The following is a 12,006-nucleotide window of genomic DNA, read 5'->3' as shown; positions in this document are numbered from 1 at the left end:
TACGCAGCGGATTGCAAATCCGTGCACACCGGTTCGATTCCGGTCGTCGCCTCCAACGCTTACCGGGTTTCGGCCTGCCCGGTTTACAGGCGGTTTACCGGGGCGGTTTACGGCCCCCGCCATCGCCGCCTGACGCATTCCGTTCCTTAGGACATGCAGTCGATGGCGCCGGAGGCGCGGGCCTGCGCGACGAAGACGTCGAAGTCATCCTTGCAAGGCCCTGCCGACGGGATGGTCGGCAAGGCCTCCGGCCTATGTCCTATGGGGCGAATGCGTCACCGACGGACCGACGGAGCATTCGATCCTCGAATGCCGCTCCGTCACGCGTCGACCGCCGGCCTCACTGCGCGTCGACGAAACCGAGCGCCAGCGCGACGAACGCATCCTTGGCCACAACGGGCCCGATATGGCCGACGCCCTCCAGCGCGGCCAGCCTGGCGTTCGGCACGCACTCCGCGATCCGCTTCGCCACTGCCTTGAAGAAGGGAAACGTCTCGGAGCCGTAGACGACGAGCACGGGTGCCGTGATCTTGCCGAGCGCGGTGCAGGTCAGCGGCATCGGGTCGGGCGCGTTCCACATCATCGGCAGCGTGTGGACGTTGTCGAGCACCATCGCCTTCTGCACCGGGTCGAGGGTATCGAACCCGCCCTTCGGCAGGACGTAGAGTGCCTCCACGAACGACCGGGCTGCCTGCGCGGTATCGGTGGAGACCAGCGCGTCCGACGTCTCGCCCAGCCCGCGCTGGAATGCCTCGATCGTCGCCCTGCCCTCGGCGGTGCCGATCAGCAGCTCCGGCACGTTCGCTTCGTAGAGGACGACGCTCCGCACCAGCTCGGGCGCCCGCAGCGCGGCCCGCAGCGCGACGGCACCGCCGTTCGACAGGCCGACGAGGTTCATGGGCTCGCCCAGGGCATGCAGGATGGCGACGAGGTCGTCGTCCTGAATGTCGCGCGAGTAGGGCTTGTCGGCAGGCCAGGCCGAGGTTCCATGCCAGCGCTGGGTATAAGCGATGAAGCGATGGCCCTTGGCGATGTCCTGCCAGAGCCCGTCCCATTTCCGGTAGTCGCCGAGTGCCCCGTGCACGAATAGCACCGGCTCCCCCGCGCCGGCCATCACCGTCGGAAACGCCGCGCCGGCGGCCTCGGTCATCGTCGGCTCGGGCATCTGGGACGATGCCGCCATTGGCGAGGCAAACGCCATGACCGACGAGACCAGGCACAACCCCAAGCGCGTCATCGAGGCCCCCAGAGCGCAGACTTGCCGGTACACCATAGCCGATCCTCGCGACGCGGGCGACCTAATGCGGCGCGTGGGCACGCTCATCACGTTCGGGATCCCCTTCACAACAAGGGTCAAGGGGCCGAATGCGGGCGGCAAAGGAGATTGGCCGTTCCGCGGGGAAACAAAGCTCGAGGACAAGATTAGCGCCAAACTGTTGCCCGTAGGAATTCCTACGGCGCTCGGCGGTCATTAACCCTAAGTCGGATGAAGGAAATCTCAAAAAGAACAAGGCCCTGCCGACGGGATGGTCAGCAGGGCCTCCGGCCTATGTCCTATGGGGCGGAATGCGTCAATCGCCGCCGGTGCGGGAGTGCTTGCCTGGCATGTCCTGCGGCGCCGTCAGGCCGTGACAAGCTTAGCCGCAGGGTGCTCGACGTCGGCCTGCGGATGCGCGCCTTCTTTCCCGGCCCGGGACGAGACTGCAGAGATCGCCTGCGCGCTCCAGCCGGACGATTTCAAAAGTCACGCCAAGTGGATCAGGCGCATTGCCGAGCGGCACCGGACGAAGTCCATGCGTTCTGCCCTGACGCTCTATCTCGTCTATGGGCCGGAAGCGGTGGACGACGTGCACGAGATGGTGCGCAAGGAACAGGAATGCTGCGCCTTCCTGCGCTTCGACCTGTCGGTCGCCAATGACGCGGTCCATCTCCTGATCACCGCGCCGGAGGCGGCGCGGGAAGCAGCCGATATGCTCTTCGACCATTTCGCACTGGACATCGCGCCGGCCGTAGAAGCCTTGAGGACCGAACACGATATGATTACCCGACGCGCAGTCCTCACCGCTGTGGCGGTTCTCGCCCTGCCGCTGTCCGTCCATTCCACCGAGACCGCGCCTTTCAGCGCAGGCGCTTTCGAGAAGGCACACGCAGAAGGCAGGCCGATCCTCGTCCATGTCGCCGCGCCTGGTGCGGAACCTGCCGGGCTCAGAAGCAAGTCCTTCCCGACCTTCTCTCTTCGCCGGAGTTGGCCGGGATGCTGTGGCTGGAAGAGTCGACTTCGACAGTCAGCCCGACATTCGCCAGGCGTTCGATGCCCGGCACCAGAGCACGATGGTCGTGTTCAGGCCATGCCGCGACGTGCCGAGATGGCCGATGCGGGAAAGTCGACCGTCGGCTACGCCGACTTCCCTTCCTTCTCTTCCCGCTCCTTCTTCTCTTCGTCCGCCCTCTTCCGCGCGGCGGCGAGCTTGCGCATGACCTCGTCGGCGACCTCGGGGACGAGGGCTGCGTATCTCTCGATGATATTGCCCGCGTGGCGCAGGCCCCAGCCCATGGTCACGGCGATCTCGTTGAGCGAGCAGCCGGCGCGAAGCAGTTCGGTCGCCGCGGTCCCGCGCAGGTCGTTCGCCCGCAGCTCGTCGCGGACGTGGAAGAGCATCGGATCGGCAGCGGCCGCCGCGTTGGCGCGCCGCTTCAGCTTCCGGATGATCCCCGAAGCCCGCTCCGCGGTGAGCTTCTTTCCGGTCAGGGAGACAACCAAGTACTTCTGGTTGGCCGGGGTGGTGTCGATCAGCCTACCCATCTCCGGCGTGACGGGAATGCTGACCGGGTTCGACGTCTTTGTGCGGCGGAAGTAGAGGCGGCGGCCCTCCGGCGTCCGCTGAACATGATCCTGGGTCAGGATTCCAATGTCCTGAGGCGTCAGGCCCTGCGACGCCGCAATGAGGACCCGCTCCTCGCGCTCGGTTGCGACAGCCCGAAGGGCATCGATCTCGCCCGGCAGCCAGATAATCTCGGCGCGACCCGCCTTGTAGAGGCGCTTGGTCCTGACGTGGTAGTGATGGTCGATGCTGCAGTCGGTGTCCTTCGCCCAGTTGAGGAAGAGGGTAGCCACGGTGGTGGCGTAGTCATAGCGCTTCTTCGAGCGCGCCCAGCCATTCTTCCACGCGTTGATCTCGCCGACGGATTGCTTCTCCTCGAACATCTTGATTGAATCCTCGCGGAACTCCTCCTCGAAGGAGTCCAGGAACTCGTCATAGTCGCCCTTCGTCCTCGGCTCCTTCGTGAGGTAGTGCGCTGACTGCCGAAAACGTGCGACCACCCCAGGCACCGAGTAGCGGTCCGCCGGAACGCGCCCAACGCGCTCCCCTTCCTTCGCCGCGCGGAACGCCTCCTTGTACGCGTCGCTCCCTTCCTCGATGTCGCTGTCGCTGTTCCAGAACTGCGGCCCGCCGCGATAGACGTAGTGATAGATGCGAACGCGGCCCCCAGACAGCGTCTTCGGAACTCGGTGGATGCCCGAGAGATTAATGGCGTCCGTCACGGCGCGCCCTCCTCTGTTCGACAAGCGATGGTTTGGTCGGCGCGTCGGCCGCGGCCTGCGGGCGGGACATCCCCTGCGCCGCATCGAGCCGCTCCCGCACGTGCTTGGGGTCGTAGACGTTGTTTCGGCCGGGGACGGTCTTGATGCCGAACTTCCTGCACCAGTCGCGGAAGGCGCTGGTTACGCCGCCCTCGAAGCGCATGGCCCGCGCCAGTTCCTCGCCGGTCACGAGAAATAGCGGGGCGCCGTCGACGACGATCGCGCTCATGAAGGTCGAGGTCCCGAGATCAGCCATCGTTCGCATCCGCCCGGGCGGAGAGGGACTTCTCCCCGCCACGACAGGAGGCTGGGTGTGCACCGGCGCGATCGGGAAACGACCGGATGCCGGTTCGACGCGCAGGGTTAACGCGGAAAGAGGTCCGCCATCGCCGGCGGCGATGACGGGCAGTAGGGACCCCGGCGCAGCAGGTCGGCCAAGGTCGTTCGAGCATCGAGTTGCAGCGCGCGAACGACGATGGCGGAGAAGGCTCCCGTCGATGGCAACAGGCAGGTGGATCCCGACGCAGCATATTGGCCGGAGCCGTTCGGCTCCGGCGCTGTGGCGCGTCGTCACCGGCCTACTGCCCAGATGCGCTCGAGCATCCTCACGAGGTCGGCGTGGACCGCCTTGACCAGGCGGTCACCCTCGGCCCCGTGGAGCGACATCGTAATCATCGAGAGGAGCGGCAGGACCCGCCCGACCACGCGGCCGCAGCCGTCCGGATCGTGGAGCTCGAGGGCCTCGCCGCGGCCCGCCGATGCCGGGGTGACCGCGTAGGTATGGGCGCCCACGAAGCAGGTCGTCATCGCCGGCAGCACCTCCCGGAGGCGGTCGAGCGCGAGCGCCGGCCCGGCGTCGGGAAGCGCGAGCTGGTCGACCCAGTCGAGCACGACATGCAGCTGCCGGTCGGGTACCGGGCAGTGAACGAGCGCAGCGAGCCGCGGTGCGAGGTCGCGCAGCTGGAACCAGGCGGCCGCCGTCCCGGCGTCGGCCCAGCGTAGCCTGAGGGCACTCATGTCCTGGCCCTCCGGCGAGATTGTGGCGCGCCAACGACGGCGATCGGCTCGGGCGCGCTGGCAGCCGAGGCTGCGCCGCGGTTCGAGCCGGCGTCGCTGCCGGGCCCGGTTTCTGTGCTGCATCGAGAATGTTCCCTTCGTAGCAACGCCCGGAATGCTGGCGTCAAGGTTGGGAAGGTCCCCGGCGAGTGCCCGATCGTGGCGGTGAGATTGGCCACCGCGGGCCACGGCGAAGCGAATTTCCCCCGTGGCCCGCAGGCCCGCGGTCGGCGGGCGAACGACCGACCGCCTGCTATGCGGCGCGCCGATGGTGGCGTCAGCGACTATCCCCGAGGAGACGCAGCCGGTCATGCGCCGACATGGACGCGAAATCGGCGATGTAGGTGTGGTGCCGGGGGTCTTCGGGTTCGGCGAGCAGCCGCTCCCGGGTGACGGCTTCCACCGGCAGCTCGTCGTGCGCGTAGACGCGCAGGTAGCCGCACCGGGTGAGGCAGTAGCCCCCGACCCCGGGATACGTCGGCATCACGTTGGCGAAGTCGATGACCAGGCCGTGCTTGATGCTGAGGGCGGCGACGGCTTCCAGGTAGGTCTGGATGGTCTGCGGCGGGCAGGTGTCGAGATCGGGGATGTTCGAGCGCTGGAAGTGCATGGGGGTGTTCCCTGAAGCGGCCATCGGCTGCGATGGTCAAGGGCGCTCCGGGAAAGCCCGGAGCGCTGCTTCAGGCGGCCCGCGGCGTCGAGACCGCATCCCCGTCCGACAGGGCGAGGAGGTCGGCTTCGATCATCCGTAACTCGGCGAGCAGCCGCTCGACCTGGCGATCGCGCTGGCCGGCAGGGGTGTCGAGAAGCTCGATCATTGCCGAGATTGGCCATCCGGCCGGTGACTCGTCAGCCGCGACCATGTCGACGATGGCGCAGGCGAGCGCCAGGCCGTCGTCGCCCCCGAGGCGGGCGCGCGGGAGACCCGAGCGCCAGGCGGCGCGCCCTTCCGATCAACCGGCCGCCGGCGGATGCGTCAGGCCGGCGAGTGCCGACACCAGGACTCATGAGACCCATGAGGACGTTCCTTGAACAGGACGCATCGGGGTGATGCGTCTTCAAGGGTTGCCGGCGCTCGAGCGCCCGCGGTCTACGCCGCAGGCCCTGGTGCCGAACGCTCTTGCTCCCGCCGCGGCCGGTTCTCGCCCGCGGCGGGCCTCCACCCGGCGCAGGCCGTCGCGGACGAGACGCGCCGCCGCCGCGTCGACACTGCCGCCGCTGCCGTCCCGCGCCGCGAGCGTTTCGAGCGCCTTCGCCTCGGCCGGGGTCAGGTTGACCACGATGGACACGGTCCCCTGCTCGGCGTCGGCCAGAGCGAAGCGGTGCTCGTCGTCCTCCGCCACGACGCAGTCGGACGTCTCGCCGGCCGGCGCCGACCCGGTGGGCGGGACGGCCGCCGGGGTCGCCTCCCCCTGGACAGTGGACATCACCCGCCCGTCGTCCGCAACATCCCGGATGGTCCCCCGAATCGCCGAGGGAAAGCGCGCCAGCACCGCCTTGAAGTCGTCGGCCGCCGTGATGAGCTCGGTGGCGATCTCCTCGGCCTCGATCCGCTTGTTCCTCTCGATCTCGACAGCGGCCTTCGCCTCGGCGAGCTCACCCAGGGCCTCGCCGAGCCGGGCCGCCTGCTCGGCCTCGCGCTCCTGCGCGGCGGCGGTCTCGGCCTGGACGAGGCGCGCCAGCGCCTCGAGCTCGACCGCCAGCGCATGGTTCTTCTCGATCAGCTCCGCGAGCGCCTGGGCGATGCCGGCGTTCTCGAGCTTGTCATTCATCTCTTCGCGACGGGACATCCGTTCCTCCTCCAACCAGGAGGAAAGGGGTCCGCTCGCGCCTTCGCGGCAGCGCCAGGACGGCATGACCGGCAGCTTTTGCGGGCCATGGTTAACTTGGTCCGAATAAAGCGCGCTGCTCGGGATAAAGTGCCGCACCCGGCGGTTGCCGCCGGGACCGGCGGTTTTCAGGAATGGGGGTGATCCATCCCGTGCGGGTGGAATGGACCCGTTCTTTATGACCCCGCCGGGGATACCGACGGGAGCGGCGGTCGCGGACCGGAACGGCGACGCAAAACACTCATATCGCGAGACTTTCCCGGGAGGAGCCGATGCGTCCGGCGATGACGTCCTGCCAGCCGGTCGAGACGACGATGCCGTCGGAGTGGACGTAGAAGTCCGACGTGACCCGCGGGTCGCGATGGCCGAGCGTCGTCGCGGCCCGGACCGCGCCGCCGATCGGGTCGGCCTCGATGATCTCGGTGGCGACGCAGTCGCGCACGAGGTGGATGGAGACGCGCCGCCCGAGCCTGGCTTCCGTCAGGTCGCCGACGATGACGCCGAGGCGCCCCTCGGTCAGGCCATGCTGCTGGTCGAGCCTGGACGGCCAGAGCCAGTTCCCGGCGTCGAACATGGGTCGGTAGACGGCCTGCCACCGCGCCAGCGCCCGATGCAGGCTCGGGCGGCGGATCGACGCATGGAAGGCGCGCCGGCGCTTCCGGCGTTCCGGGGCCTTGCGATGCTCTCCGGGAATGGAGAAGCGGATCACGCCCTCGGCATCGAGGAAGACCGTTCGGTCGAACGCGAGGGCGGAAAGCGCCCGGGCGCGTTCCGGAAGCGTGGCTGCGACAGCGAGCAGCAGGCCGTCCCGGTAGCGGGTGGCCTCGGAGATGCGCCGCAGCGGGGCGGCGTCGGCGTCCGCCATCAGCTCGAAGCCGATCCGGTCGAGGTCGCTGGCCGGGACGATCCGCGACCGCTTCCCCTTGCGCGGCGGCTCGGCGCCGGACTGCGCGGCCCACCGGTCGGCAACCGCCGCCGCCGCATCGTAGACGATCCCGGGCGCCAGTACCTTCTCGAAGCCGTCGACCACGCGTGCGAGGTAGGAGGCGATGCTGATCGCCGCAGCCCCCGGGGAGAGGGACTCTGCCCATGCCTGGCAAAGGGTCGCCGTGGGGATCGGACGCGCGCCGGCCTGCGCCGCGAAGTCACTGAAGCGGGCGAGCGCCGAGGCAGCCGATCCGATCCTGGCGGCGCTCCAGACCAGTGTGCGGCGGGTTTCCGGCGCATCCCGCGAGACCTCCAGGAGCTCGCGGAATGCCGGCTGCCAAGCCTCGGGCAGCTTCGCCACCTCCCGCTCCGCCCGTCCCCAGCGATCGGCCGGGGCCGCCTTCTTCGTCACCCGGGACGCCCGCAGCGCCAAGGCGAGGTGCGCCGAGGCCTCCGGCCCCCAGGCGAGGCCGGCGGCGATCTGGAACGTCGCGAACCGCGCGTAGGCCGATCGCCCGGACTGCGTCTCGAGCAGGTGCGCGAGATAGGCCTCGCCGGCCTCGGGGCTCAGCCAGGAGGCGTCGCGTGCCTCGGCCTGGCACCAGGCCGTCCAGGCGCCCCAGGCGCGGTACAGGTCACGCGGCTGCACGCCCGCCGGGGCCAGGCCGGCCGCGATCGCGGCGTCGAGGCGAAGTCGGGGCGGCGGTGTCATTCGTTGCGGCCTCCAGGTGATCGGCCCACTGCTGCAGGGCCAGGGTTTCGTCGAGCTCGGCATAGAACTTCATCGTCGTCTCGAGCCGCTTGTGACCGAGGAGCTTCTGAACCGCCGGCAAGGCGTTCGGATCCTTGCGCAACCAGATCCAGCCCACGATATGCCGGTAGAGATGCGGATGGATGCGGATGCCGACGCGGCGATGCACCTCGTCGATCAGCCGCTTCGTCAGCGTCGAGCACGAGCCATCGTGCGACCGGCGGGCGGGGAAGAGCATCGTGTTCCCGCAATTCTCCGCAGTCAGCAGCGCCGGACGAACCTTCGCGACATAGCTGTCACAGAACTCGGACTGGCGCTCCCCGAGCGGGATCGCGAGCGCGACCTTGGTCTTCACCATCTCCGGGGGGAGCTCGATCGTGATGCCGCCGTCGGCCCGGCGCCGGACATGCGCGGCGAGGTCGATCGCCAGCAGGTTGCCGGGCCGCGGTGCTCGGGCCAGCATGATGTCGTGCGCCATTGCGACCTCCAGAAGCGCCGCGAGGTCCGCGTCGATCCCGGGTTTGCCTGGACCAGCTGCGGTCGCGGAACGCCGTCGACGGGCGACTTCGCGGTTCACTTCGGCGATGATTTCGCCGGACATGCGGAGGAACCGATCGACCCTCGCTGCCGTCAGCTGCTGCAGCTTGGTGCGGTTGCGGGGAGCGATTCCGGCGAAGTCGGGCTCGAAGCTCTTCACGAGGGTTTCGATCGCAACGAGGTCCTCAGCGGACCGCTTCACGAACCCGCCTGCGAGCTTCATGACGCGCTTCAGCACGGTCTCGAGGTACGAGCTTCCGATGCCTTTCTCATCGGTTGCCTCGTCGAGCGCGGTCGCGGCCGCCTCGAGGACCTCGGGGTCAGTCAGCTCGTGGATCGAGGTGATCACGATCTCGGTCTGCGACCAGAGCGCCATGGCGAGGCTTTTGATCGCGGCACGGGCATTGGCCGCGGTATTCGCCTTCCAGCATGCATCCCCGAGCAGCACCCCCGCAGCCCGGAGGCGATCCTCACGTTCCTGACGCCGGGTCCGCGTCTGCTTGCCGAGATAGGCTTGCAGTTTCTTCTTGCGCGGGTCGACGGCCTCGACAGCCACCGGATCGAGCCTGTCCAGGATCGTGTCGACCAGCGTCCCGTCCGGGCCGGTTTCGCCGCGGGCCCATGGTAGCACGCAAGTGTCGAATTCCTCCAACAACGGCGCGAGCAGCTCCTCGGGCATGCCGTAGCGATCGCGACCGTCGGGAAAGGGCGAGACGACGGCGCGGACGCCCATGGCCCGGAACCCATCGCGCCCGGCGAGACGGTTCCAGAGCGACAGCGCCTCCATGGCCGTCTCACGGTGCTTGCTCTCGCTCATGGTTACCCGTCCCGACGCCAGGCGGGCCGCCAGATAGTCGGTGAAGGATTCCGAGCGGACGTCGCCGATCGCGAGCCCGGCGCCGTCGCACCAGGCGAAGAAGGGTCCGGCAACGGCCGTCTCGTATTCCCTGGCGTCCGCGAGCGCGTCATAGATCTGGCGCCAGGGTCCGGTCACGTCCCGGATCTGCCGCGGCCGCGTCGTGGCGCCGGCAAGGTCGAAGAGGTCGCGGAGGTGGCTCGCGTAGGTCGTGAACGTGTTCGGGGCCAGTCCCTGGGCAGCCGCCGTGGTGCCACTCAACCAGGCCCGGCCCTTCGCCCGGTCGATGATCGTCGACTCCGGGCGACCGGTGCCGGCCGCCCGGACATGCCAGGCAAGCGCCGACCGCGCCCCCGACACCTTCGAGGTGCTCCAGCCAGCCGGCGGCCGCTCCCGGAGCATCTGCTCCATGTCGGCAGCAGTCACCTGCGGCTGCACGGGGAGCGCGGCGAGGTCGGTGCCGATGACGGCCGACAGCTTCCTGAGGGCGGCCGGCGTCGGTCTCTTCGACTTGCCCGAGATGATGTCTGCGATGAACTTCTCGCCCTGCCCGAGTTCGAGCGAGAGCGCCCGCATCGAGGTCCCGGTCGCGGAGAGGTGGGCACGAATGGTATCGGCGATCGGGTTCATGCGGCGTTCCTGTGCTCGCGGGTGTCAGGGCATATCGAGATCCGGGCGGCTGGACCCGTGGCGCAGGCGCGCCTCGAAGATCTCCAGGTCCTCGGACTCGACGCTGTACTTCTTGCCCGCGCGGATCGCCTCGAGCCGGATGCGCCCGCCGGGCGTCACGCAGCCGTGGGTGATCCAATCGCGGACCGTGCGCGGGCTGCGGCGGTGGCGCGCGGCGACGTCTTCGACGGTCAGGTACTGTCTCGCGGGCATGTCAAGTCCCCCTTTCCCGAGGGAGCTACGCCCCGTACCTTCCGCCTCCAAACGTCTCCGACCGCCCGTATGGCGCGGGCCCGTCGCCGGGCCGGGCCGCGACACACGTGGTGGTCATTTCCTTTCTCTGATCCGGCCGAATCGCGCCCTGGTTTCTTCCTCAAGGCGGCGGTTCTGCTCCCGAATCAGCTTTGCACCTGCCGGCGAGATCCCGAGAAACTCCGGGGTGGCAAGGGGGCGGGTCTTCTCTGCAGGCGGGGGCGTACCCGTCGACCGGTGCCCGGGTGTTGCCGATGCCGAACGCGAATCCGATGCGCCTTTGGTCGCGCCACCGACGTGCCGCCGCGCAAATGCCGTTATCCACGCACGCGGCTCGGCGATCGTGTCGAGCTTCGGCTCGAGCGCATCAATCGCCTCGGCCATGACACCGAAGCCGAATTGCTGCAACTGCTTGCCGAGGAAGCTGCGGGCAAGCTGCTCACCGATACCCGCACGCCCGAGGACGCGCACGCCCGCAGCGATGGTCGCGGCGCGAAGACTGCCGGAGTTCCCCTCCCTCGCCGGCGCCGGCGGGACGGTCGCGGCATCGAACAGCAATCCCTGGCGAGGCGATCTGCTGCGGCGAGGGGCAATTCCCGGACCGACCAGCCCGGTGACCACAGCGGCGTCCGGCGTGACGCGCAGCCAGGCATCGAGGGCATCGAGCAGGTCCGGAGGCACCTGCGCACGTCGACCGAGCTCGCGGCGATGCGCCGGGCCGCGGTCGAGAACCAGCGCGACGCGCGTCAGGGCGCCGAGCTCGGCATGGCTCAGCCGCTCGGCAGCGGCCTTCAGGACCTCGAAATCGATGGCAGGCTGATCAGGCACGGTGGGCTCCGTTGTCGTCTCTGCAGGAGATGGGTTCGCGGCTCTGGTGCCCGTAACGTCACCGGAACCGGCCGTGGCCCATTGCGGCGTGGCCGCCCGCGTCGTTTTTTCCCGGGCCTCTGGGTTGGAGTGCGGATTGGCGAGGGTAGGATCCTGTTTCTCCCCGTACGTCCCGTCCGCCCCCGACGCCGCGGGGGCTTCGCCCTTGTAGAGCGGGACAGCACCCGTCTCACCAAGGCCACAGACGTCCGCCGCCCCGGTCATCATGCTGTCAATGCATGCGCGCAGCCGGCGCTGCCGAGCGTTGGCCTGTCGCCGATACCAGGTCGCGCGACTGATCCCCTCGGCCTCCCAGGGCTTCAGCCGGCTGATGGGATGGGCCGCTAGCCAGATCTGTCGCGGCATCGCGCCTTCAGCACGGCGCCGCTCGGTGCGCCGCTGACGGTTGCGCTCGGCACGCAGATCCGCAGGCAGCAGCTGACGGAGGCCGAGTTCGAGAGCGATTCGCCGATCGAGCGAAAGCATCTCGCACATACGGTCGCTGGCGTAGTCATAGCGTGGATCACACCCGCGAGGCTGCCCGGCGACCGCGGCCAAGCCGCGCCGGATCGTCGGACCCATCATCCGGGCGACTTCCCGCGGCGTCAGGCCTGGCGTCGCCCTCGCCGCGCGTTCCAGGATCGTGTCGAGGACATCGGCGCCGGCCTCGTCCCAGGTC

At 68.9% G+C, this 12,006-nt stretch carries 12 protein-coding genes and 1 pseudogene; 1 reads left to right on the top strand and 12 read right to left on the bottom strand.

All coding sequences use genetic code 11. The annotated features are described in order from the left end of the window. Positions 1-340 precede the first annotated feature (340 nt). Positions 341-1,150 carry an alpha/beta hydrolase gene (locus Q0112_RS05650; RefSeq protein ID WP_297972605.1) on the bottom strand — a complete coding sequence of 270 codons (810 nt, stop codon included), beginning with the start codon at positions 1,148-1,150 and terminating at the stop codon, positions 341-343. A 49-nt stretch (positions 1,151-1,199) separates the two neighbouring features. On the opposite strand from Q0112_RS05650, the gene Q0112_RS05645 reads away from it, so the two are divergent. Next, positions 1,200-1,475, top strand: coding sequence for a hypothetical protein (locus Q0112_RS05645; RefSeq protein WP_297972603.1), 276 nt, complete (start codon positions 1,200-1,202; stop codon positions 1,473-1,475). Positions 1,476-1,637: 162 nt separating this feature from the next. On the opposite strand, the gene Q0112_RS05640 is transcribed toward Q0112_RS05645, so the two are convergent. The 11 genes and pseudogenes from Q0112_RS05640 to Q0112_RS05590 all read right to left on the bottom strand — a co-directional run. After that, positions 1,638-2,174: a hypothetical protein gene (locus tag Q0112_RS05640; protein ID WP_297972601.1), complete on the bottom strand. Its 537-nt coding sequence runs from the start codon at positions 2,172-2,174 to the stop codon at positions 1,638-1,640. Between the two features lie 221 nt (positions 2,175-2,395). Continuing rightward, entirely contained in the window at positions 2,396-3,544 is a 1,149-nt protein-coding gene (locus tag Q0112_RS05635) for a tyrosine-type recombinase/integrase (RefSeq protein WP_297972599.1), read from the bottom strand. After that, entirely contained in the window at positions 3,528-3,839 is a 312-nt protein-coding gene (locus Q0112_RS05630; RefSeq protein WP_297972597.1) for a hypothetical protein, read from the bottom strand. The genes Q0112_RS05635 and Q0112_RS05630 overlap by 17 nt, the downstream gene beginning before the upstream one ends. Before the next feature lie 314 nt (positions 3,840-4,153). After that, positions 4,154-4,600 (bottom strand): hypothetical protein, encoded by a 447-nt coding sequence (locus Q0112_RS05625; RefSeq protein ID WP_297972595.1) that lies wholly within the window; start codon positions 4,598-4,600, stop codon positions 4,154-4,156. 316 nt (positions 4,601-4,916) lie between these two features. Then, positions 4,917-5,273, bottom strand: coding sequence for a hypothetical protein (locus Q0112_RS05620; protein ID WP_297972593.1), 357 nt, complete (start codon positions 5,271-5,273; stop codon positions 4,917-4,919). 46 nt (positions 5,274-5,319) lie between these two features. Next, a complete protein-coding gene (locus Q0112_RS05615; RefSeq protein ID WP_297972591.1) occupies positions 5,320-5,457 on the bottom strand; it encodes a hypothetical protein in 138 nt (45 codons plus the stop codon). A 240-nt stretch (positions 5,458-5,697) separates the two neighbouring features. Continuing rightward, positions 5,698-6,429, bottom strand: a complete 732-nt coding sequence (locus tag Q0112_RS05610; RefSeq protein WP_297972589.1) for a hypothetical protein — start codon at positions 6,427-6,429, stop codon at positions 5,698-5,700. Between the two features lie 280 nt (positions 6,430-6,709). Next, entirely contained in the window at positions 6,710-8,107 is a 1,398-nt protein-coding gene (locus Q0112_RS05605) for a hypothetical protein (RefSeq protein ID WP_297972586.1), read from the bottom strand. Beyond that, positions 8,031-10,169: a tyrosine-type recombinase/integrase gene (locus Q0112_RS05600; protein ID WP_297972585.1), complete on the bottom strand. Its 2,139-nt coding sequence runs from the start codon at positions 10,167-10,169 to the stop codon at positions 8,031-8,033. The genes Q0112_RS05605 and Q0112_RS05600 overlap by 77 nt, the downstream gene beginning before the upstream one ends. Before the next feature lie 24 nt (positions 10,170-10,193). Then, the gene (locus tag Q0112_RS05595) at positions 10,194-10,421 is read right to left on the bottom strand and encodes a helix-turn-helix domain-containing protein (protein WP_297972582.1); all 228 of its coding nucleotides are present in this window, start codon (positions 10,419-10,421) and stop codon (positions 10,194-10,196) included. 114 nt (positions 10,422-10,535) lie between these two features. Then, a pseudogene (locus Q0112_RS05590) lies at positions 10,536-12,006 on the bottom strand (hypothetical protein); the annotation flags it as partial.

Source organism: uncultured Amaricoccus sp., from assembly GCF_937858865.1.
In the GTDB taxonomy this organism is placed as follows: domain Bacteria; phylum Pseudomonadota; class Alphaproteobacteria; order Rhodobacterales; family Rhodobacteraceae; genus Amaricoccus.
Note: the sequence above shows the minus strand (reverse complement) of the source record. Positions and strands in the feature narration are given on the sequence as shown.